This is a genomic window from Paraliobacillus ryukyuensis, assembly GCF_003315295.1.
Taxonomy (GTDB): domain Bacteria; phylum Bacillota; class Bacilli; order Bacillales; family Amphibacillaceae; genus Paraliobacillus; species Paraliobacillus ryukyuensis.
Map to the genome: position 1 here is coordinate 306,433 of NZ_QNRI01000002.1, position 22,385 is coordinate 328,817.

The following is a 22,385-nucleotide window of genomic DNA, read 5'->3' on the forward strand; positions in this document are numbered from 1 at the left end:
TAACTTATTTCTATTTAATAAAACACAAATATTGCATCTTATTTTCTTTAATTTATACGTTATTTAAAAAGTGGAGGAAGCAAATGGAGAGACTCCACGAAAATAAAAAAACTATTTTCTTCGTGCGATGATTCGCTGACTAAAACCGTCACGTCTTGTGGGCCCGAGGTGAGGCCTTCGGAAAGCGACCTTATTTGCTGAGTGAATGGAGCTGATATGGTACATATAATTATATTATACGTGTTTGTCAAACAAATATTGAATTATGAAATTGACTCAGAATATATAGTTATTTATCGAACTTGCAGGAAAATGTATAAAATTCATAGAACTTTATAATATATCGGTCCTAATATAGAGTTACAAAATGGAATATTAAAGCTCTTTTTTGTATAGAGTAACCAATTTTAAAAAGGAAAAGAGGTGATAGTTTATGGTGAAATCAGTTTTGGTTGTAGATGATCAATTAGGGATTCGTTTATTACTTGAAGAAATTATCAAAAGTGAAGGTCATGTAGTACATAGCTTTGAAAATGGTTTGCAGGCCTTACATTTTATGAAGAAGCAAACCCCACCTGATTTACTCGTCATTGATTTCTGGATGGATATCATGAATGGAGCTGAATTAATTGAACAAATAGAAGCTGAAGAGATGTTCATCCCTACTATTATCATGAGTGGAGCAGCCGAAGAAGTGGAAGAACATACACACCAATTTGAATCCGTCAAAAAAATTCTAGCAAAACCGTTTAATATAGCACAAGTGAAGCAAGATATCAATGAGTTATTAACAAGTGATTAGTTGAATTGCACTTTTATTTGGCAGTTAAAAGAATTGCCTTCATAATTTATTCAAAAAAAAATTCGGAAATCGCTTTCAAATTATAAGATTTGTTGCACCTTTTTGTTGAAGTTGGTATTCTTATACTGTATCCAATCAACAAATACATTTGACTGGCTATAGGAATAGTATTTTATCTAATTTAAGGAGGAACATTCATGGCATTAGAATCAATGAAACAGATGCTAGAAGATGCGAAAAAAGGCGGCTATGCGGTTGGGCAGTTTAACCTAAATAACTTGGAATATACACAAGCAATCCTTCAAGCTGCTGAAGAAGAAAAATCTCCAGTAATCCTTGGGGTTTCTGAAGGCGCAGCACGCTATATGGGTGGTTATAACGTCGTAGTAGCAATGGTTAAATCTTTAATGGAAGCATACGGTACGACTGTACCAGTTGCTATTCACTTAGATCACGGTTCAAGCTTTGAACAATGTGCAAAAGCAATTCATGCAGGATTTACTTCTGTTATGATTGATGCTTCTCACGATCCATTTGAAGAAAATGTTGCAACTACTTCAAAAGTAGTAGAGCTTGCACATTTCCACGGTGTATCTGTTGAAGCTGAATTAGGGACTGTAGGTGGTCAAGAAGATGACGTTTCTGGAAGCATTATCTATGCAGACGCAAAAGAATGTCAAGAACTTGTAGAGCGTACAGGAATTGATTGTCTTGCTCCAGCGCTAGGTTCCGTACACGGACCTTACAAAGGCGAGCCAAACTTAGGTTTCAAAGAGATGGAAGAAATAGGTAAAGCTACTGGACTTCCACTAGTACTACATGGTGGAACTGGTATCCCAACTGCTGATATTAAACGTGCGATCTCCTACGCAACTTCAAAAATTAATGTGAATACAGAGAACCAAATTTCACAAGCGAAACGCGTTCGTGAAGTATTAGCTGAACAACCTGATCAATACGATCCACGTAAATACTTAGGACCTGGACGTGACGCAATTAAAGAAACAGTTATTGGAAAAATGCGCGAATTCGGTTCATCTAACCAAGCAAAATAAGTATCATAAAGAGAGCCATTCCTAAACGGAGTGGCTCTACCATATTTAGTATAACCTCTCAAAACTTTATTTCCCTCTCTTTCATAAATAAAACATGTCAAGGTAGAAACATCGGAAAAAAATTTGTATAATTAATCATATAACATGTATGCATGTTTTTGGTAAATTTGTGTAAACTATAAAATGATGTAATTAGTAAGCAGTTCTATTCTTAATGTAAGAATTAAATACAACATTTGAGGTAAACAATCAATAAAGTGAGGAATATGATATGCAAAAGCTAATGGTACAGGGTGGAACGCCATTAAACGGAAAAGTTAGAATCGGTGGGGCGAAAAACAGTGCAGTTGCATTATTACCTGCAGCGATTTTAGCAGACTCGAAAGTAATTATTGAAGGTCTCCCTAAAATTTCAGATGTAGGTGTCTTAGGTGATTTGTTAGAAGAAATTGGCGGAGAAGTCAAATGGAATGGACAAACTGTACATATCGATCCGACGCATATGACGCCGATGCCTCTTCCGAATGGGAAAGTCAAAAAGTTACGTGCATCCTATTATTTCATGGGAGCAATGCTCGGCAGATTTAAACAAGCGGTTATTGGATTGCCAGGAGGGTGTCATATTGGGCCAAGACCGATTGATCAACATATCAAAGGATTTGAAGCACTAGGAGCGAAAGTAACAAATGAACAAGGTGCTATTTATTTACGGGCTGATGAATTAAGAGGAGCACGCATTTATCTTGATGTGGTTAGTGTTGGGGCAACAATAAATATTATGTTAGCTGCAGTGAAAGCAAAAGGAAAGACAATTATCGAAAATGCTGCACGTGAGCCGGAAATTATTGATGTAGCGACATTACTAACTAGTATGGGAGCAAAAATTAAAGGTGCAGGTACCGATGTTATTCGAATTGAAGGCGTTGAAGAATTAACTGGCTGTATGCATACAATTATTCCAGACCGTATTGAAGCAGGTACTTATGTTATTATGGCTGCGGCCCAAGGAGAGAAGGTGCTCATTGATAATGTCATTCCGCAACATTTGGAACCTTTATTAGCTAAACTTAGAGAAATGGGTGTGGGAATTGAAGAAGGGGAAGAGCAATTACTAATTACCCCTAGTAAACAATTAGAATCAGTAGATATAAAAACACTTGTGCACCCTGGTTTCCCTACCGATTTACAACAACCCTTTACCTCGTTATTAACAAAAGCAAATGGTACTGGCGTTGTAACAGACACGATTTACCAAGCAAGGTTTAAACATATCGATGAATTACGAAGAATGAATGCAAAAATTAAAGTAGAAGGAAGTTCTGCCATTGTGTCTGGTGCTGCGCAATTGGAGGGAGCAAAAGTGAAAGCAAGCGACCTTCGTGCTGGGGCTGCATTGATTGTTGCGGGCTTAATGGCTGATGGTGTAACTGAAATTACAGGTGTGGATCATATCGATCGCGGCTATGAACAACTTACGGAGAAGTTATCTAACTTAGGAGCTGTTATTTGGCGAGAAGAAATGACAGAAAATGAATTGGAACAATTTCAAAATTCATAAAAATACACTTTAAGTTAGTCTATAAGAAAATTTGGGGTTGCCATATGGTAACTCCTCTTTTCACAAGCTTATCGGCAGTTTTTGAAAAATATAGTTGAATAATGCGTAAGAACGCGTTACGATAAAAGAGGTTTAATGATTACCGTTATTGGGAAAGATAATGTAAGAAAAGTAAAACTTCTAGTCTATCTATTTTAAATCTATTCCTTCACATCGCTTCTTGGTAGAATCATGTCATGTGAACATTTCAACTTCAAAGAAAACCAACCACATGCACATATTTCAATAACTTCCAATGCAAGAAGTATCCAAAAAATAACCATTGATGACGAAAGATATTGTAACTTTATAGATATGAACAAAGCTAAATAAATGAACAACAAGTTATTTACAAAAAAATATAGGTGTGGTGATTTTGTGTCCGAAGTAACCATTTCTCAATTAGAGACAATGACATTAAAAGATCTTTATGCGAAAGCTAGAGAGTATAAGGTATCGTATTATGCAAAACTAACAAAAAAAGAATTAATATTTGCCATTTTAAAAGCACAAGCTGAAAAAAGTGGTTACCTATTTATGGATGGTATCTTAGAAATTATTCCTTCTGAAGGGTTTGGTTTTCTACGCCCAATTAATTATTCTCCAAGTGCCGAAGATATTTATATTTCCGCTTCTCAAATTCGTAGATTTGATTTACGTAATGGGGACAAAGTTTCTGGAAAAGTTCGTCCACCAAAAGAGAACGAACGATATTATGGATTACTACATGTTGATGCAGTAAATGGGGAAAACCCTGAAATGGCAAAAGAACGTGTTCATTTTCCTGCGCTAACGCCTCTATACCCAGACCGCTTAATGAATCTAGAAACGGGTGCGAAAAACATTTCGACTCGTATCATGGATCTTATTACACCAGTAGGTTATGGGCAACGTGGATTGATTGTAGCGCCACCAAAAGCAGGAAAAACAATGCTACTAACGCAAATTGCTAATAGTATTACGACTAACCATCCGGAAGTTAAGCTTATTATTTTATTGGTAGATGAGCGACCAGAAGAGGTAACCGATATTGAGCGTTCGGTACACCCGGATGTGGATGTTGTTAGCTCGACATTTGATGAAGTACCAGAAAACCATATTAAAGTTTCTGAGCTTGTATTAGAGCGTGCAATGCGTTTAGTGGAGCATAAAAAGGATGTGGTCGTGTTAATGGATAGTATTACCCGTTTAGCACGTGCATATAACTTAGTGATCCCTCCAAGCGGCCGCACATTATCTGGCGGTATAGATCCAGCGGCATTTCATCGTCCTAAACGTTTCTTTGGTGCAGCTAGAAACATTGAAGAAGGTGGAAGCTTCACTATTTTAGCAACAGCTTTAGTAGAAACTGGTTCTCGTATGGACGATGTCATCTATGAAGAATTTAAAGGTACAGGTAATATGGAGTTGCATCTTGATCGTTCATTAGCACAACGACGTATTTTTCCTGCAATCGATATTTTGCGTTCAAGTACAAGAAAAGAAGAATTGCTTCTACCGAAATCACAATTGGATATTGTGTGGGCTGTTCGCAAATCAATGCAAGATTCTCCAGATTTCTTAGATCGATTCTTGCGCAAATTGAAATCAACGAAGAATAATGAAGAGTTTTTTCAACAATTGGAAGAAGAAGCAAAACGTAAAGGAACCATGAAAAGAACATAATTCGCTTCCATGCGCTTATTTTATATATGGTTATTTTAATCCCTGATAGTTGTATAAAGTTAAATAATAGAAAGCAAATCTTGCTCTTGCAAACAGACTTGCGCACTGTTATAATCTTTCTATATGACATAAAATGCATAGCACACAACAAGTGTGAATAACTCTGTTTCCAAAGGATTCAGGGCAAAAGGAGTGGAAAGATATGAAACAAGGAATTCACCCGGAATACAAAAAAGTTGTATTTCTTGACACAAGTTCTGATTACAAATTTCTTACCGGATCTACAAAGTCTTCTGAGGAGACAATTGAATGGGAAGATGGTAACACATACCCATTAATCCGTGTAGAAATTAGTTCAGATTCTCACCCGTTCTATACTGGTAAGCAAAAAGCCGACAAAGTTGGTGGCCGTGTAGATCGCTTTAAGAAAAAATATAACCTTAGCTAATCGTAGGATTAGTTAATGTAGAGGGCCATTTCTCTTTGAGGAATGGCTCATCTTAACGGTATAATAGAAAAAATAAAACAGGCCAATGGGTACAAGCCTGTTTTATTTTTTGTTGTTTTCATAAAAATTTCTTAACGTAGCTTAATTAGTTATAATGTGATGAGAGCAAGAGCTTAACACGCTACTTATGGATTTATTTAAAATGATAAAAACGGTCATGTTGAGTAATCTTTAGTTTGCGGGAATATATAACTAAGGATTGGTAACTGATCGCATTCGTCTTGGGATAAGCAATGTTTGTCAAAAAGATAAGGCTATAGATGCAAGGAGATGCTGAATAAATTAGCGAATGATGTAAAAAGAGCATTAAAATCAGCAGCTTGTTTTACATAGGAAAGGGGAGGCTACAACGTGTATGTAATGAAACAAAGTGGTTGGGTAGAGGTCATTTGCGGGAGTATGTTTTCGGGTAAATCTGAAGAATTAATTCGACGTGTGAGAAGGGCAACTTATGGAAAACTAACGGTACGTGTTTTTAAACCGGCGATTGATAATCGTTATGCGGAAGAATCGGTTGTTTCTCATAACGGCAATACCATTTTAGCTAGACCAGTTGCATGTGCTGACGATATCATTGAACAAATGGATAAAGATATAGATGTTGTTGGAATAGATGAAGTACAATTTTTTGACGATAAAATTGTAGAAATTGTTGATGAACTTGCTAATCATGGACATCGGGTAATCGTAGCGGGTCTTGATACAGATTTTCGTGGTGAACCTTTTGGTCCAATGCCGAAACTTATGTCTTTAAGTGAATCTGTTTCTAAATTAAATGCCATTTGCCCTATCTGCGGATCACCGGCTAGTAGAACCCAGCGATTAATTGATGGGCAACCAGCATCGTACGATGATCCAGTTATTTTAGTCGGTGCTTCTGAATCTTATGAACCACGTTGTCGCCATCACCATGAAGTTCCTAACAAACCAAGACCAGCGATTCATAACACGGCTAAATCAAATACGAGAAAATAACCAAGAAGTTGGGACAAAAGTGAATGAAGATCCCTGATAAATGAACGATGATAACCTATTTTATCATCGTTCGTTTTTAGTTAGAAAACATAACTAAGTAACTGGAAATATATGAGACTCTAGCGGGAACAGCGTATATTTTCGATGGGACGAGTAATCGCAGTCCCACGAGTCGAAGATCCACTTTGTAAAGCGGTTAGAAGTTAGACGAAAACCGTCCCGTCCTGTGTGCCCGTAGAACGCGAGTGTATTTTCAGGTTTGATGGTTAAGCTCTCCTCAATCATTCGTATACTGTAGTTAAAAATTAGTTTGGTCCCAGCCCCTTTATTGATAACTAAAACAAAAGTGATTTTGACTGACAATCCGTACTATATTATAATAAAGAGTATTGTATGATATAGGATGGACTGTGTGTGTAAAAGAAAAAGAGGTGAACAACGTGCTTGATAAATTACAATCATTAGAAGCTCGTTATGACAAATTAAATGAATTATTAAGTGATCCTGACGTTATCAGTGATACAAAAAAACTACGAGAGTATTCTAAAGAACAAGCAGACTTAACAGATATAATTCAAGTGTATCGAGAATATAAAGACATCTCTAGTCAATTAGAAGATGCCAAGGCAATGCTAGAAGATAAATTAGATGATGAGATGCGCGAAATGGTTAAAGCTGAAATTGATGAGTTAGAGCCTCAAATTCCTGAGTTAGAAGAAAAACTCAAAATATTGCTATTACCAAAAGATCCAAATGATGAGAAAAACGTTATTATGGAAATTAGAGGCGCAGCTGGTGGCGATGAGGCAGCACTATTTGCTGGTGACCTTTACCGTATGTATTCCCGTTATGCAGAAGCACAAGGTTGGAAGATGGATGTAATGGAATCCAACTCAACTGGTGTTGGTGGCTACAAAGAGATTATTTTTATGATTAATGGTAGCGGTGCTTATTCAAAATTGAAATATGAGAATGGAGCTCACCGTGTCCAACGTGTTCCTGAAACAGAATCAGGCGGAAGAATTCATACCTCTACTGCTACGGTTGTTGCACTTCCTGAAACAGAGGATGTCGAAGTGGATATTCATGAAAAAGATATTCGTGTAGATACATTTGCCTCTAGTGGTCCAGGAGGTCAAAGTGTAAATACAACTATGTCTGCGGTGCGTTTAACGCATGAACCAACTGGTATTGTCGTTTCTATGCAAGATGAGAAATCACAAATTAAGAATAAAGAAAAAGCAATGAAAATCTTGCGAGCTAGAATCTATGATAAGTTTCAACAAGAAGCACAAGCAGAATATGATCAAGAAAGAAAATCAGCGGTTGGATCTGGTGACCGTTCGGAACGAATTCGAACCTATAACTTTCCACAAAACCGTGTGACCGATCACCGGATTGGTTTAACCATTCAAAAGTTAGATCAAATTTTAGAAGGTAAGCTTGATGAGATCATTGATGCTTTATTGATGGAAGAGCAGACCAATAAAATGGAACAAATTGGTGAATAATATGAGACAGCAGAACGTACATGAAGTCCTTCAATGGGCTTCTCTTTTTTTAGAAAAGCATAATCGGGAACCAAAAGTTGCAGAGATCTTACTACTCCACCATCTGCAGATTAATAAATCACAGTTATTGATGCGTTTGCGAGACATTATGCCAGCAGCATCACTAATCGCTTATCAACAGGATCTTAAGGCACATGCAGATACAGGTGTGCCTGTGCAACATCTAACGGGCTATGAGACATTTTATGGACGAGATTTTTATGTGGATAAAAATGTACTGATTCCACGTCCTGAAACAGAAGAGTTGGTATTAGGAACATTAGAGAGACTAACAGGCAACCAAGCCCCGTTGACAGTAGTAGATGTTGGTACAGGTAGTGGCATTATCGGTATAACAATGAAACTTGAACTACCATCGTTAGACATGCATGCTGTGGATATTTCTCAGCCAGCCCTAACCATTGCAAAACGAAATGCTGACACACTGCAAGCGAACCTCTCTTTTGAACAGAGTGATTTTCTAACGAGTTGGGTTGATGCGGGTAGAACAGCGGATGTGATTATTTCTAATCCACCCTATATCCCCTGGGAGGAGGAATTTACGTTAGCTGATACGGTAAAAAACTTCGATCCTTCACTAGCATTATTTGCGGAATCAAATGGGTTGTATGCTTATCAACAAATTGTTAAACAAGCAACAAAAGTGTTAGCCGCAAGGGGATTACTGGCCTTTGAAATTGGTGCTCAACAAGGAGAAGCGGTTAAGCGTATTATTCAACTTCAGTTTCCTAAAAGTCATGTGGAGATTTGCCAAGATATCAACGCCAAGGATCGAATGGTTTTTGCCTCGATTAACTAACAGTTTCATTCAAACGTAATGAATGTTTAAAGTATAAAAAATATTAGATTCGTAGTTTAAAAGAAAAACAGCTTGCCCATACTGTTTGTATAGCTTACAGTGAGGAGCGAGTAAATTGAAAAAAAATAGTGTTTTATTTATTACGTTATTTATCGTTTTATTTATGATAGGAAATCAATGGTGGACCAATCAGAGAGCAGAAGCGAGTGAATATCAAGTGATCCCAGATGAAGCCATCCGTTTGCGCATTTTGGCTAATAGTGACGATGAAGCGGATCAGGTGGTTAAGCGGATCGTTAGAGATCGTGTGAACCAAGAAATTAATAAATGGGTAGAAGAATTAGAATCGATTGAGGCAGCAAGACAAATCATCCAAAAGCGGTTACCGATTATCCGAGATATCGTGGAACAAACGCTTCTCGATGAAAACGTGACAACCAACTATCAAGTCGACTATGATGATGATGTTCAATTTCCTGCAAAAGTTTATGGGAACAATGTTTATCCAGCTGGTGAATACGAAGCTATTTTAATTACGTTAGGAAAAGGAGAAGGAGCAAACTGGTGGTGCGTCTTGTTTCCGCCGTTATGCTTTTTAGACTTTTCTAATGGGACTACTGTCGCTGCAGAAGAGAAAAATCCACAACCAGAAGAAGAAGAAGAAGAGGTTGAAGTAAAGTTTTTTTTCCTAGAATGGTTTAGATGAGGTATAAAACTACACATCTATCATAGAAATACTAGAAAGATAGATTTCTATGAGGAGATGATGAAATGGACTGTTTAAAAGCAAGTGATCTACCAGTAGAGAATTGGCTTGATTTTTTCAATCACCAATATCCAGCGAACGTAACGGAAGATTTGATACAAGTGTATGGCTATTTTATTAAAAGTGATAAGCTTCAAGCGTTTTTTGTATTACTGCCGATAGGTGAGCGAAGTGTGCAACTCAAGCATTTATACATAAAGGATAAATTAGCTCCGGTATATGTTTTAGCAATAATAGAAATCTGTATTCAATTAGTAAAAAAGAAAAACTTTGACCATCTATACGTGTATAGTGAACAAGATACCTTGAATCAACTAGTGCAACAATTGCAATTTGAAATTAGTGAAGAACCATTTACTTATCAACAATCTAACGGAAGATGGTGGAGTTTAGCTGTGAATAACAATAAAGTTTATTAACAACTGTGGATAACCCCTGTTGGTAACTTGTGTATAATGTAAATCTAGTGTAAATAATATTATTACTGGGTAAAACATGTAAAGTAAGAGGATGCAAGGAACGTAAGCGTTTGTGCATATGTAGATAAGTTGTTGATAACTTGTGGTAAAATTGTTGATAACGTGTTTCTATTATTTTTAAGAACAGTAACATTACACAAACGAAGAAGTTTACATGATAAAAGGAAGGATTACGGATGGAGAGACAGACAAGCTATTGGACAATTAGAACATTAGATCAAGAAAGTGAACAAGCAATTCAGCAAGCCGCTGCTTTATGGAAAGAACAAGAATTGATTGCTTTTCCTACCGAAACAGTTTATGGATTGGGAGCAGATGCGACCAAAGAAGGGGCAGTAGCAAAAATATTTGAAGCAAAAGGAAGACCTGCTGATAATCCACTTATCGTTCATGTAGCTGATGTGAATCAAATTGCTGATTATGTGAAGCAAGTCCCCCCTATAGCTCAAAAATTAATGGATGCTTTCATGCCTGGGCCAATCACGCTTATTTTACGAAGTAATGATAAGCTTGCCCGTAATGTGACTGCTGGTTTAGATACAATAGGTATTCGCGTACCGGATCATCCTATTGCCCGTGAATTGTTGCGAGCAGCGAACCTTCCAATTGCAGCCCCAAGTGCGAATACATCTGGAAAGCCAAGCCCGACAAGCGCTATCCATGTGTATCATGATTTGTATGGGAAAATTGCTGGGATTGTTGACGGTGGTCTAACAGGTGTTGGCGTTGAATCAACGGTGGTTGACTGTACAGGAAATATTCCGGTTATTTTACGACCAGGTGGCATTACCCAAGAAGAAATTGAAAAAATTACTGGTGTGCTAACAATTGGTTCAACGATGGAAAAGCAAGTGGAGAAACCAAAAGCACCAGGAATGAAATATAATCATTATGAACCAGACGTCCCCCTTTGGTTAGTAGAAGGCGACGAAGCATTCTTTCAAACGGAAATTAATCGCTTAAGTAAAGAAGGACTAAAGGTTGGTGTAATGGCAAGTGAAGAATTACTAGCCAAGCTACATGTAGCTAATCCAAAAAGCTGCGGCTCTTTAGAAGATTTAACTACTATTGCTGTTCACTTATACGACACACTTCGTTCTTTTAAAGCAGAAGAGATCGATATTATTCTTAGTGAGACTTTTCCAAAAGAAGGTATTGGCCAAGCCGTTATGAATCGATTAGAGAAAGCAGCTTCAGCAACAACTAAATCAAGTTGCTAATGCAAAGCGCAGTAGTTTTAGAAAACACTAACATAAACAAACCTAAAAGGAATCATAAAAATCGAGATTTACTTTGGTAATTCTGCATCATATCTCTACCTGTTGGCACATATAGTAGATTAGCATGTCCGATAGGTGGAGGGAAGATGATGGATTATAATGAAACATTATCATTGTTTATTATGGCTGTGGCGCTTAGTATGGATGCTTTCTCTGTTGGTTTAGGAATGGGGTTACAGTTACTACGATTAAAGCGAATTTTTTTTATTGGTCTAACAGTAGGGTTTTTTCATATTGCTATGCCTTTTGTTGGAATGCTAATGGGAAGATTTATCTCTTCTAAATTAGAAGGGGCAGCTACCCTGGGAGCAGGTCTGTTATTATTTGGATTGGGAATGCATATGATTTTGCAGTTATTTCAAGCGGAACGGAAACAGCCCATGAAACCGATTGGACTAGGACTTTTTCTATTTGCTTTTAGTGTAAGTGTGGACAGTTTTTCTGTTGGACTTAGCTTAGGTATGTCTGGGGTTAGAATAGTCGTAACTACCTTTTTATTTGGATTGACAAGTACTGTTTTCACTTGGACAGGCCTACTATTAGGAAAACGTGCCAGAGGTTTATTAGGCATTTACAGCGAGGTGTGTGGAGGCTCTATTCTATGTGGGTTCGGACTTCATTTTATTTTTGGTTAAGTTCTCCTTCTTCATTATCGGACATAAGTGATTTTCTAAAATTATTTTTCCTCCAAGTTAGTTAATTATAAGCGCATTCCTTTCATCGTCAAACATCCTTTTGGCGTTTTTTTATTGGAACAAATTCCTAATTAGAAGAGAAACAGTATGATTCTGCTTGGTATATATGATATAGTTTGATTAAAGAATTTATGAAGGAGCTAACCAAGCATGAATGTATTATTTGTTTGTACCGGTAATACCTGTCGAAGTCCAATGGCAGAAGCGCTGCTACAGCAAAAAACAAATATAAAGGTGAAGTCAGCCGGATTGTTTACGGTAGATGGGTTACCAGCATCTCAAGGAACAAAGCAAGCATTAGAATCTGTTGATATCTCTCATCCCCATCAATCGAAACAAGTCACCGAAGCATTGGTAGACTGGGCGGATTTAATATTAACCATGACGATGCGTCATAAAGAAACTTTAATTTCTACTTATCCGCAATTGTTTGATAAGGCCTACACGTTAAAAGAGTATGTACTATTAGATGGTAAATCGACGTGGGAACAGCTCACCAAAGCCTATCGGCGATTAGAAGAGAAGCGGTTAACCGTTCAGCACGAAAAAAACCACCCATTAACTGAGCAGCAAATGCGTGCATTTTTACGAGAAGAACAAGATGAAATTGATCGATTAGAAAGAGAACTACCAAACTATGATATTGAAGACCCATTTGGAGCAGATCATGCAACTTATCTCGCAACACTTAAAGAAATGGAAGTGTATGTGGATAAGTTAATTGATAAAGTGAACAAGCGTACGAACGAGTAATCTGATAGTAGAAATAATGATATTGTTGTCAAAGCTAGTTGGTGAAAACGACATATATATTTTCAATAAGGAAGTGGATGGAATTATGTCATTAGAAAAACAACTTGAGGCATTATTAGCAGAATGGATGGCCACAGATTATTTGCGTAAAGGAGAGCTTTTTGTTGTTGGGTGTTCTACGAGTGAGGTATCCGGTGCAACGATTGGTACCTCTGGAAGTGAAGAAGTGGCACATTCTATTTTTAAGTATATGCAGAAACTACAAGAAAAAACGGGGATCGAGTTAGCTTTTCAATGTTGTGAACACTTAAATCGTGCTTTAGTAATCGATCGGACGGTTGCAGAGCGCAAGGGATATGACCCTGTTCACGTGGTACCAGTCAAACACGCAGGTGGATCAATGGCAACGTATGCGTTTCATCACATGGACGATCCCGTATTGGTAGAGCATATTCAAGCGCATGCCGGCATTGATATTGGCGAAACCATGATTGGTATGCATGTAAAACCCGTCGCAGTACCTTTGCGATTTAACCAACGATTTTTAGGGCAAGCACGTGTGAATGCTGCTTATACAAGGCCAAAATTAATTGGTGGCGCTCGCGCTATATATGAGTGATTTGTTCGTGCGTATTAGATTAAGACTTGTTTTTTAATCAAACAGTAAATGATGAAATTGATTCAGATAATAAAATAGGAACAACAAATCGTTTTTTTTAAGCGATTTGTTATACATAGATGCAATGCCACAATTCTATTATTTAAGGGGGATTATGAAATGAAGCATGTGAAAGCAAATGATTTAGAACTTTTTGAAGCAATGGAACAAGAAAGGGCTCGTCAACACGATAAGATTGAGTTAATTGCTTCTGAAAACTTTGTTTCAGAAGCGGTTATGGAGGCACAAGGATCTGTACTAACGAATAAATATGCAGAAGGGTATCCGGCGCGCAGGTATTATGGTGGTTGCGAATATGTTGATATTGTTGAAAATTTAGCAAGAGATCGAGCAAAGCAATTGTTTGGAGCAGAACATGCGAATGTGCAGCCGCATTCTGGTGCGCAAGCAAATATGGCTGTTTATTTCTCGATTTTGAATCCCGGGGACACGGTTTTAGGGATGGATTTAAACCACGGTGGACACCTTACCCATGGAAGTCCAGTCAATTTTAGCGGTACATTATATAACTTTGAGGCATATGGTGTTGATCAAAAGACTGAACAAATTGACTATGATGCTGTTTTAGCAAAAGCAAAAGACGTACAACCAAAGCTTATTGTTGCTGGTGCAAGTGCCTATCCACGCACGATCGATTTTGAACGTTTCCGTCAAATTGCCGATGAAGTTGGTGCTTATCTCATGGTGGATATGGCGCATATTGCTGGATTGGTAGCTGCAGGTTTACATCCAGATCCAGTGCCGCATGCGCATTTCGTAACTACCACAACCCACAAAACATTACGTGGCCCTCGTGGTGGCATGATTTTGTGTAAAGAAGAATTTGCCAAGCAAATTGATAAATCGATATTCCCTGGTATCCAAGGTGGCCCTTTAATGCATGTGATTGCTGCTAAAGCAGTGGCTTTTAAAGAAGCTTTAGCACCTGATTTTACCGATTATGCGAAACAAATTGTAGCCAATGCGAAACGATTTGCTGAAGGATTGAATCAAGCAGGTATCCGTTTGGTCTCTGGCGGAACAGACAATCACTTATTGTTATTAGATGTACGTGATTTGGCATTAACGGGGAAAGAAGCAGAACAAGCACTTGATGAGATAGGTATTACAACGAACAAAAATACGATCCCATTTGATCCAGAAAGTCCGTTTGTTACAAGTGGGGTACGTATTGGTACAGCTGCAATTACGACACGTGGATTCTCATTTGACGAAGTAGATGAAGTAGCTGCTATTATTGGGGAAACATTAAAGCATCACCAAGATGAAAATAAATTAGCCGAAGCAAAAACGCGTGTGAAAGCTTTGGCTGATAGATTTCCACTCTATCAATGGTAATATAGCAACGACATATGCTTGTTTAGTTACATTGCAGGGGATTTTGTTTGAAACGACAAAATTACTTCATTTAATTAGGGCAATGTATAAAGATGACCATTCTAAAAGTGTGACCTTTATAAAAAAATCTTGAATCACTAAATCTTTGCTTGAAACAAGCTTTATTTTTCAGTACACTCTTAAAAGATGTAAAAAAAACGATAAGGAGTGATCGGAATTGGGTAATGTATTTGTATTAGACCATCCACTCATTCAGCACAAGCTAACGTATATAAGAAAAAAAGATACGGGGACGAAAGAATTCCGTGAATTAGTAGATGAAGTAGCAGGATTAATGGCGTTTGAAATTACGCGTGATTTACCTGTAGAAGAGAAAACAATTGAAACACCAGTTACTACAGCAGTAACGAAGACGTTGAGCGGAAAAAAAATCGGTTTAGTACCTATTTTACGTGCAGGCTTAGGCATGGTAGACGGTGTTTTACGCTTAATACCAGCCGCAAAAGTTGGACATGTCGGTTTATATCGTGATCCGGAAACATTACAACCAGTCGAATATTATATTAAGCTCCCTTCTGATATCGAAGAACGTGAATTAATTGTAATTGATCCGATGCTTGCTACTGGTGGTTCAGCAAATGATGCAATTGCATCATTGAAAAAACGAGGCGCAACAAATATTAAATTAATGTGCCTAATTGCTGCGCCAGAAGGGGTAGATTTAATTAAAAAAGAACATCCAGATGTCGATATCTATCTTGGCGCCCTAGATGAAAAACTAAACGAAAAAGGTTATATCGTCCCTGGTCTAGGTGATGCAGGTGACCGTTTGTTTGGAACAAAATAATTATTCTCTTGAAGCGCTACGCTATGTAGCGCTTTTTCAAAATATTATCAATGTATAAAATAACTAATTAAAAAGATGCCATTGGGAGAAAACGGAGTGAGTGAAGTGTCAAAAAGAATAAAAGTTATGTCCATTTTTGGAACAAGACCAGAAGCCATAAAAATGGCACCACTTGTGCATGAATTAAAGAAAAGATCGGAAACATTCGAATCAATGGTTACTGTAACAGCGCAACATCGTGAAATGTTGGATCAAGTATTAGATGTTTTTGGTATTACACCAGATATTGACCTGAATATTATGAAACAACGACAAACGCTAGCCCAAATTACAACTAGAGCACTAGAAGGACTGGACATTGTTATGAAAAACAATGCACCTGATATGGTCCTTGTTCATGGAGACACAACGACCACTTTAGCAGCCTCACTTGCAGCTTATTATAATCAAATTGCAGTTGGTCATGTGGAAGCTGGATTGCGTACTTGGGATAAATATTCTCCATATCCGGAAGAAATGAATCGACAACTTACAAGTACACTGGCTAACCTTCACTTTGCGCCAACGAATAAAGCAAAGCAAAATTTACTGGCCGAAAATAAACCATCGGAGACTATTTTTGTTACTGGTAATACTGCAATAGACGCCTTGAAAACAACAGTGAATAATACGTATAGCAGTGATGTGTTAGATAAATTTTCTGGTAAACGATTAGTATTAATGACTGCACATCGTCGGGAAAATCTAGGGAACAATATGCAACAAATGTTTCAAGCAATCAAACGATTAGTAGATAAACACGAGGATATCCACGTTGTGTATCCAGTTCATTTGAATCCAGTTGTACAAAAAGCGGCACAACAAATTCTAGGCGATCATGAACGCATTGATTTGATTGCTCCGTTAAGTGTAGTTGATTTTCATAATTTTGCAGCTCGTTCCCACTTAATTCTAACAGACTCTGGAGGTGTTCAAGAAGAAGCCCCGTCTTTAGGAGTACCCGTACTTGTTTTACGAAATACAACAGAACGTCCAGAAGGCATTGAAGCAGGAACATTAAAATTAGCTGGTACCCAGGAAGAAGATATCTTTCAATTAGCTGATCACTTATTAAGTGATAATGAAGCGCACCAACAAATGGCGCGTGCAACAAATCCGTATGGGGATGGACAAGCAAGCCGACGTATTGGAGATGCAATAATAGATTATTTTAACAAATAAAAGGAGGAATCTTGACGATGGTCAAGGTTTTTCCTTTTATTAAAAGCCTATTTTTAAATGTAACTGCATAGAAATATTTTCTTTTCTCCATACTAGAAGAAAAATTGAGGAGAAATACATATGCAACGTTTTTGCTTTCTATCACTTCTTATTGTATCTATCGCTATCGCTCTTCCTGAAGTTATCCACGCAACCATTAATGATGATGAACAACAATTAATTATTGAAGTGAATGGTGATCCATATCAACAAAAAAACTACATTGAAACATACTATCCTACCATTAAAGTAATTGAGGTTTATCACACCTTATTTAAAGGACTCGCTCTCCAAGCAAAAAACCGACAATTTAATCGATTAGAAAATGAGAATTTCATCAAAAATACATATGCCGTCCAAACGTATCAAACACAAGCAGAGGAACCAATAAATGAAAGTGTGCCGTTTTTAGTATCACCTCAAATTCGTTCCAATTATACTGGTAAAGGTGTGAAGGTGGGGGTGATTGACACAGGAATAGACTATCATCACCCTGATCTTAACAAGAATTACCGTGGAGGATTTGACTTGGTCGATTATGATGATGATCCGATGGAAACAACGGCAGAACAAGGTGAACCAACGATTCATGGTACACATGTAGCAGGAATTATTGCTGCAAATGGAAAGATGAAAGGAATGGCGCCTGAGGCATCGTTGTATAGTTATCGAGCATTGGGGCCTGGGGGTGGAGGAACTTCAGTTCAAGTAATTGCTGCATTAGAAAAAGCTGTTAACGATGGAATGGACATTGTGAATATGTCATTAGGAAATACAGTCAATGGTCCAGATTGGCCAACGAGTGTAGCGGTGAACCGAGCAGTGGAAAAAGGCGTTAGCGTTGTTATTGCAAATGGAAATGCAGGACCTGCTAATTGGACTGTAGGGTCCCCTGCTACGGCAACCAAAGCAATAGCAGTTGGAGCCTCTACCCCAATAGTCACAGATGCTTACTTGTCAGATCGTTTTGCTCGGAAAGAGATACCGATAAATTCCATGATCGGAAGTCCTGCTTGGGATTTTCAACGTGATTATCAACTAATTGATGGAGGCATTGGAGCGAAAGATCTTTCCGATGCAAAGGGAAAATTAGTATTAATGGAACGTGGTAAGCTTACTTTTACAGAGAAAGTGAAGCAAGCAGAAAAGGCTGGAGCTGTTGGTGTGATTATTTATAATAATGAAAAAGGTGCATTTCAAGCAGGATTGGAGGCATCAAGTAACATTCCGGCTGTATCCGTATCCAAATCCGCAGGAGATTGGCTAAAGAAACAAATTGAAAAGAACCAAACTTACTGGATAGATACGACGTATAAACAAACGCAAGATCAAATAACTGCTTTTAGCTCCAGAGGCCCAGTAACTGCTAATTGGGCGATTAAACCTGAAATTGTGGCACCTGGAGCTAATATACTAAGTACCGTACCAAGCAATAGCTATCAAGCTTTACAAGGAACAAGTATGGCAGCCCCTCATATTGCAGGTGCCCTAGCATTAATAAAACAAGCGCATCCTGATTGGACACCCGCAAAACTAAAAGCAGCGCTGTTAACACAAGCGAAACCGCTTCAGCATAACGAGCTGTTGTATGCCCCTATTGAGCAGGGAATGGGACGCATCCAGCTATCTGAAGCGATTAATACAGACACTTTGTTATACCATCCCCTATTGTCATTTGGAAAAATAGCTAAAGGGAAGCACACGGTAACTGCAAATGTAGAAGTTGAAAATATTTCAGCAAAACCAAACACCTTTCGTTTTGATTTACCGAAACAACAACAAGGATTGCGTTGGTATTTGCCTAAAACATTCACTGTAGATCCCGGAGAAAAAGTTACCGTTCCAATTGAAATAGCTATTGACTCTAATCAGTTAAACCAAGGGATTCATGAAGGTTGGTTAACACTTTCTAGTCAGACGGATCGTTTTCATATACCGTATTTGTTTGTTAATCAACAAGCTGATTATCCAAAAGCAATGGGATTAGACGTAGTGATGAAACCTTTCGATAAGAAAAATTATATCTGTCAACTATATGTCCCAGATGATGCGAACAGAGTAAAGATTGATTTATACGATCCTGATACGATGGTTTTTGTGAAAACCATTGTTGACCAAACCAATCAATTAAAAGGGATAATGGAACAAACGATTGCATCAGACAAATTACCTCCGAAAGGAAAATATATAGCAGATATTTTAATTGAAACTGAGCAAAAAGAAGCATTTCATGAACAAAGCGCAGTTGTGATTGAGTGAATCGAATGGAGCTGATATGATGGACATGTATACAAAAATTTTGCAAGTTTGAAGAAAACTTCACAAATTTGTTGCTTACCTTTTTATGATTTATCCCTTATAATAAAAAATAGACGTTTTATTGATAGTAGCGTCTGTACTACGATATTAGCTGGCTTATCAGCTGAAAGCAGAAAATGATTTGACAGGGAACCTCCCCTAATGTAAGCTAAAATTTGATGAATGATAAGGTTTTCATGTGATTTTTATCACTGAAATTATTATTGTGTTGTGTTATTAAAGATTTTTGAATCTGTTTCAATGACTATCAAAGGTTTATTTCATTGAAAGTAACACTCATTCAATCATTTACTTAGGGAGGAACGTGCATTTGTCACTTTCTGATTATGATGCTTTGTCAGCTAGACAAAAAAAGTGGATGCTATACTACCTTTCACTGTTAGTAGTAGCAGCTATCCTCACACGTTACCATACTTTTTTTACAGGGTTGACCCTTGGTACCGTTTTTAGTTTTTATAACTTGTGGCTTATGCATCGCAAAGTGCAAAAGTTTGGTGATGCAATTCAGCATGGTGAGAAAATGTTTGGTTTAGGAACCTTTTCTCGGTTCGCATCAGCTGTATTAGGCGTGCTAATAGCCCTTGAATTACCAGCATACTTTGATGTGTTTGGTGTAATTTTTGGATTATTGACAATGTATGTTGTCATGATCATAGATTTTATAGTTGATACCAGAAGACTGAATATGAAGGAAAAGAGGTGAGAAACATGGATCATGAAGCACCGATAACCCATGATTTTTTAGGTATTTCCTGGTTGGATTATAATCAATCTACCGTACTAATGATTTTTATTACTTGTGTCATTGTGTTTATTCTCGGAGTTGTAGCAAGTCGGAATTTACAAATGAAACCGACTGGATTCCAGAACTTTATGGAATGGCTAATTGACTTTGTAAAAGGTATTATCAATGATGCGATGGATTGGCGCACAGGTAAGATGTTTTTACCACTTGGTTTAACGCTGATCACATATTTGTTTGTAGCTAACATTCTAGGTGTCATTACACTGGGGGTTTTTGGTCATGAATTATGGTGGAAATCACCAACATCAGATGCAGGTGTTACGTTATCTCTAGCAGCCCTTATTATTCTATTGTCTAACTTTTATGGTATCAAATTAAGGGGTGTGAAACATTACGGGAAACAGTTTGCCCAACCACAAGCATTTATGATCCCTTTTAAAATCATTGAAGAGTTTACCAATACGATGACATTGGGTTTTCGTTTGTTTGGGAATATCTTCGCAGGGGAGATTTTACTTTCATTAATTACAAAAATGGCGTTGTCCTCATTAGGCGTTGTAACTGTTGTGGCAATCGTTCCAATGATGGCTTGGCAAGGTTTTAGTCTTTTTGTAGGTGGAATTCAAGCATTTATCTTTACGATGTTAACAATGGTTTATATGTCTCATAAAGTGACAGTTGACCATTAAAATACAATGTAGAAAATAAAAATTTTTACATATTTTAAAGGAGGATATTTTTCATGGAAGCATTAGCAGCAGCGCTAGCAGTAGGTCTAGCAGCATTAGGTGCAAGTATTGGGAATGGTCTTATTGTTCGAGGTACAGTTGAGGGGATTTCACGTCAACCAGAATTAAGAGGTCCATTACAAACAGTTATGTTAATTGGTATTGCATTAGTAGAGGCGATTCCGATTTTCGCTGTAGTTATCGCGTTTATGGTTATGTAATATAGCAAAAAAGTAAACAAAATGGCGAAGTGTGCTGATTCGTATCATCTTCGCCATTATATATGTAACATGAAAATGTTATAAAGTTTCAAATAAAGGCTTTCACCATGGGACTTGGCGATGAGCCAAGTCCTTTACAGTATATCAATGATTGTTGGTATACCATGTTGTTCATTGTTAGGAAAAGTGGTTGAAAGGAGTGAATGTCGTGCAAGGAGTAAATAGCTTTATGGTTGTTGGAGCTGGTGGTGTCGGTGACTTAGAAATAGGAACGATTATTTTCTCGCTTTTAAGTTTTGCCCTACTATTGCTTCTATTAAAAAGGTTCGCATGGGGTCCATTAATGAACAAAATGGAAGAACGTGAGAACTATATTGCAAATGAATTGGATGTTGCTGAAAAAAATAGATTAGAGGCAGAAAAAGCTTCTAAAGAAGCAAACGAAAAATTGATGCAAACGCGTCAAGAAGCACAATCAATTATTGAAGAAGCAAGAAAAGCAGGTGCCAAACAAGAAGAAACAATAATTGAAGCTGCGCGAAAAGCAGCAAATGATATTAAACAACAAGCACAAGCAGATATTAAGCAAGAAAAAGAACAAGCAATTCAAGCGTTGCAAGATCAGGTTGCAAGTCTGTCCGTTCAAATTGCAACGAAAGTAATTGAAAAAGAAATTAATACGGAAGATCAAGAACGATTAATTTCTGACTATATGAAACAGTTAGGTGAAGAGTAATGAGTAATGCAATGATATCCAAACGATACGCAGAAGCTCTTTTTGAATTAGCGGGAGAAAAACAATTAATAGAATCGATGGAATCTGAACTATTAATTGTGAAAGAAGTTTTTCAACAAAATCAAGAATTAATCCTTTTTTTGTCGAATCCAGCTTTTGATAAAGTGGATAAGAAACAACTAATTGATCATGCATTTCGTGATTTTTCTGTTGAAGTAACAAATACATTAAAGTTGTTAATTGATCATCATCATGAATCGATTGTTGTTGAATTGGTAGATGCGTTTGTTCACCTAGCCAATGAAGCAAAGGGAATTAAACAAGCAATTGTCTATTCCGTTCGTGCTTTATCAGAAGAAGAACAACAGCAACTAGCGAATGTATTTCAAGAGAAATTACATATTGCTAAATTACAGATAACAAATAAGATTGATCCAGATCTTATTGGTGGTGTGAAGTTACAAATTGGTAACACCGTCTATGATGGCTCTGTCTTAGGTAAATTAGAGCGGATCGAAAAGAATATCGTAGCTATTAATTAATAGAAGGAAGATAGGGGTGAGTTGA

General features: G+C 37.4%; 23 protein-coding genes. All 23 read left to right on the forward strand.

The features are described from left to right. Positions 1-433 precede the first annotated feature (433 nt). The 23 genes from DES48_RS04740 to DES48_RS04850 all read left to right on the forward strand — a co-directional run bounded on the left by DES48_RS04740 (position 434) and on the right by DES48_RS04850 (position 22,360). Complete coding sequence (locus DES48_RS04740; RefSeq protein WP_113867297.1) at positions 434-802, forward strand: response regulator; 369 nt, start codon at positions 434-436, stop codon at positions 800-802. A 197-nt stretch (positions 803-999) separates the two neighbouring features. Next, positions 1,000-1,857 carry a class II fructose-bisphosphate aldolase gene (locus DES48_RS04745; RefSeq protein ID WP_079710573.1) on the forward strand — a complete coding sequence of 286 codons (858 nt, stop codon included), beginning with the start codon at positions 1,000-1,002 and terminating at the stop codon, positions 1,855-1,857. A 271-nt stretch (positions 1,858-2,128) separates the two neighbouring features. Next, positions 2,129-3,415 carry a UDP-N-acetylglucosamine 1-carboxyvinyltransferase gene (locus DES48_RS04750; protein ID WP_079710574.1) on the forward strand — a complete coding sequence of 429 codons (1,287 nt, stop codon included), beginning with the start codon at positions 2,129-2,131 and terminating at the stop codon, positions 3,413-3,415. A gap of 417 nt (positions 3,416-3,832) precedes the next feature. Continuing rightward, positions 3,833-5,119: a transcription termination factor Rho gene (gene rho / locus DES48_RS04755; protein WP_113867299.1), complete on the forward strand. Its 1,287-nt coding sequence runs from the start codon at positions 3,833-3,835 to the stop codon at positions 5,117-5,119. Between the two features lie 202 nt (positions 5,120-5,321). Next, complete coding sequence (locus DES48_RS04760) at positions 5,322-5,567, forward strand: type B 50S ribosomal protein L31 (RefSeq protein ID WP_079710576.1); 246 nt, start codon at positions 5,322-5,324, stop codon at positions 5,565-5,567. 411 nt (positions 5,568-5,978) lie between these two features. Then, complete coding sequence (locus DES48_RS04765; protein ID WP_079710577.1) at positions 5,979-6,602, forward strand: thymidine kinase; 624 nt, start codon at positions 5,979-5,981, stop codon at positions 6,600-6,602. 440 nt (positions 6,603-7,042) lie between these two features. After that, the gene (gene prfA, locus DES48_RS04770) at positions 7,043-8,113 is read left to right on the forward strand and encodes a peptide chain release factor 1 (RefSeq protein ID WP_079710578.1); all 1,071 of its coding nucleotides are present in this window, start codon (positions 7,043-7,045) and stop codon (positions 8,111-8,113) included. A gap of 1 nt (position 8,114) precedes the next feature. Continuing rightward, positions 8,115-8,972 carry a peptide chain release factor N(5)-glutamine methyltransferase gene (gene prmC, locus DES48_RS04775; protein ID WP_113867301.1) on the forward strand — a complete coding sequence of 286 codons (858 nt, stop codon included), beginning with the start codon at positions 8,115-8,117 and terminating at the stop codon, positions 8,970-8,972. Positions 8,973-9,135: 163 nt separating this feature from the next. Then, positions 9,136-9,678 carry a stage II sporulation protein R gene (gene spoIIR / locus DES48_RS04780; RefSeq protein WP_113867736.1) on the forward strand — a complete coding sequence of 181 codons (543 nt, stop codon included), beginning with the start codon at positions 9,136-9,138 and terminating at the stop codon, positions 9,676-9,678. A gap of 65 nt (positions 9,679-9,743) precedes the next feature. Then, positions 9,744-10,157, forward strand: a complete 414-nt coding sequence (locus DES48_RS04785) for a hypothetical protein (RefSeq protein ID WP_113867303.1) — start codon at positions 9,744-9,746, stop codon at positions 10,155-10,157. A gap of 236 nt (positions 10,158-10,393) precedes the next feature. Further along, on the forward strand, positions 10,394-11,437 hold the full coding sequence (locus DES48_RS04790) for an L-threonylcarbamoyladenylate synthase (protein ID WP_113867305.1): 1,044 nt from the start codon (positions 10,394-10,396) through the stop codon (positions 11,435-11,437). Between the two features lie 149 nt (positions 11,438-11,586). Beyond that, positions 11,587-12,132 (forward strand): manganese efflux pump MntP, encoded by a 546-nt coding sequence (locus DES48_RS04795; protein ID WP_170126175.1) that lies wholly within the window; start codon positions 11,587-11,589, stop codon positions 12,130-12,132. A gap of 210 nt (positions 12,133-12,342) precedes the next feature. Continuing rightward, the gene (locus DES48_RS04800) at positions 12,343-12,945 is read left to right on the forward strand and encodes a low molecular weight protein arginine phosphatase (protein ID WP_113867309.1); all 603 of its coding nucleotides are present in this window, start codon (positions 12,343-12,345) and stop codon (positions 12,943-12,945) included. An 85-nt stretch (positions 12,946-13,030) separates the two neighbouring features. After that, complete coding sequence (locus DES48_RS04805; RefSeq protein WP_113867311.1) at positions 13,031-13,564, forward strand: TIGR01440 family protein; 534 nt, start codon at positions 13,031-13,033, stop codon at positions 13,562-13,564. Positions 13,565-13,723: 159 nt separating this feature from the next. Next, entirely contained in the window at positions 13,724-14,962 is a 1,239-nt protein-coding gene (locus DES48_RS04810; protein ID WP_113867313.1) for a serine hydroxymethyltransferase, read from the forward strand. Positions 14,963-15,179: 217 nt separating this feature from the next. Continuing rightward, a complete protein-coding gene (gene upp / locus DES48_RS04815) occupies positions 15,180-15,809 on the forward strand; it encodes a uracil phosphoribosyltransferase (protein WP_079710586.1) in 630 nt (209 codons plus the stop codon). A 105-nt stretch (positions 15,810-15,914) separates the two neighbouring features. After that, entirely contained in the window at positions 15,915-17,030 is a 1,116-nt protein-coding gene (wecB, locus tag DES48_RS04820; RefSeq protein WP_113867738.1) for a non-hydrolyzing UDP-N-acetylglucosamine 2-epimerase, read from the forward strand. Positions 17,031-17,150: 120 nt separating this feature from the next. After that, on the forward strand, positions 17,151-19,328 hold the full coding sequence (locus DES48_RS04825; RefSeq protein WP_113867315.1) for a S8 family serine peptidase: 2,178 nt from the start codon (positions 17,151-17,153) through the stop codon (positions 19,326-19,328). A 370-nt stretch (positions 19,329-19,698) separates the two neighbouring features. Further along, on the forward strand, positions 19,699-20,091 hold the full coding sequence (locus DES48_RS04830) for an ATP synthase subunit I (protein ID WP_245911294.1): 393 nt from the start codon (positions 19,699-19,701) through the stop codon (positions 20,089-20,091). Positions 20,092-20,096: 5 nt separating this feature from the next. Next, positions 20,097-20,822, forward strand: coding sequence for a F0F1 ATP synthase subunit A (gene atpB / locus DES48_RS04835; protein ID WP_079710588.1), 726 nt, complete (start codon positions 20,097-20,099; stop codon positions 20,820-20,822). A gap of 53 nt (positions 20,823-20,875) precedes the next feature. Then, the gene (atpE, locus tag DES48_RS04840) at positions 20,876-21,082 is read left to right on the forward strand and encodes a F0F1 ATP synthase subunit C (protein WP_079710589.1); all 207 of its coding nucleotides are present in this window, start codon (positions 20,876-20,878) and stop codon (positions 21,080-21,082) included. 229 nt (positions 21,083-21,311) lie between these two features. Next, positions 21,312-21,818: a F0F1 ATP synthase subunit B gene (gene atpF, locus DES48_RS04845; protein ID WP_113867740.1), complete on the forward strand. Its 507-nt coding sequence runs from the start codon at positions 21,312-21,314 to the stop codon at positions 21,816-21,818. Then, positions 21,818-22,360, forward strand: coding sequence for a F0F1 ATP synthase subunit delta (locus DES48_RS04850; protein WP_079710590.1), 543 nt, complete (start codon positions 21,818-21,820; stop codon positions 22,358-22,360). The genes atpF and DES48_RS04850 overlap by 1 nt, the downstream gene beginning before the upstream one ends. Positions 22,361-22,385: the final 25 nt, after the last annotated feature.

Excerpts from the sequence above, each read along its gene's own strand:
- DES48_RS04740 (WP_113867297.1), top strand. The coding sequence starts at position 434 with ATGGTGAAATCAGTTTTGGTTGTAGATGATCAATTAGGGATTCGTTTA.
- DES48_RS04850 (WP_079710590.1), top strand. The coding sequence starts at position 21,818 with ATGAGTAATGCAATGATATCCAAACGATACGCAGAAGCTCTTTTTGAA.
- atpE (WP_079710589.1), top strand. The coding sequence starts at position 20,876 with ATGGAAGCATTAGCAGCAGCGCTAGCAGTAGGTCTAGCAGCATTAGGT.
- DES48_RS04800 (WP_113867309.1), top strand. The coding sequence starts at position 12,343 with ATGAATGTATTATTTGTTTGTACCGGTAATACCTGTCGAAGTCCAATG.
- atpF (WP_113867740.1), top strand. The coding sequence starts at position 21,312 with ATGGTTGTTGGAGCTGGTGGTGTCGGTGACTTAGAAATAGGAACGATT.
- DES48_RS04785 (WP_113867303.1), top strand. The coding sequence starts at position 9,744 with ATGGACTGTTTAAAAGCAAGTGATCTACCAGTAGAGAATTGGCTTGAT.
- spoIIR (WP_113867736.1), top strand. The coding sequence starts at position 9,136 with ATGATAGGAAATCAATGGTGGACCAATCAGAGAGCAGAAGCGAGTGAA.
- DES48_RS04790 (WP_113867305.1), top strand. The coding sequence starts at position 10,394 with ATGGAGAGACAGACAAGCTATTGGACAATTAGAACATTAGATCAAGAA.
- prmC (WP_113867301.1), top strand. The coding sequence starts at position 8,115 with ATGAGACAGCAGAACGTACATGAAGTCCTTCAATGGGCTTCTCTTTTT.
- DES48_RS04825 (WP_113867315.1), top strand. The coding sequence starts at position 17,151 with ATGCAACGTTTTTGCTTTCTATCACTTCTTATTGTATCTATCGCTATC.
- atpB (WP_079710588.1), top strand. The coding sequence starts at position 20,097 with ATGGATCATGAAGCACCGATAACCCATGATTTTTTAGGTATTTCCTGG.
- DES48_RS04745 (WP_079710573.1), top strand. The coding sequence starts at position 1,000 with ATGGCATTAGAATCAATGAAACAGATGCTAGAAGATGCGAAAAAAGGC.
- DES48_RS04795 (WP_170126175.1), top strand. The coding sequence starts at position 11,587 with ATGGATTATAATGAAACATTATCATTGTTTATTATGGCTGTGGCGCTT.
- DES48_RS04805 (WP_113867311.1), top strand. The coding sequence starts at position 13,031 with ATGTCATTAGAAAAACAACTTGAGGCATTATTAGCAGAATGGATGGCC.
- DES48_RS04760 (WP_079710576.1), top strand. The coding sequence starts at position 5,322 with ATGAAACAAGGAATTCACCCGGAATACAAAAAAGTTGTATTTCTTGAC.
- DES48_RS04810 (WP_113867313.1), top strand. The coding sequence starts at position 13,724 with ATGAAGCATGTGAAAGCAAATGATTTAGAACTTTTTGAAGCAATGGAA.
- DES48_RS04750 (WP_079710574.1), top strand. The coding sequence starts at position 2,129 with ATGCAAAAGCTAATGGTACAGGGTGGAACGCCATTAAACGGAAAAGTT.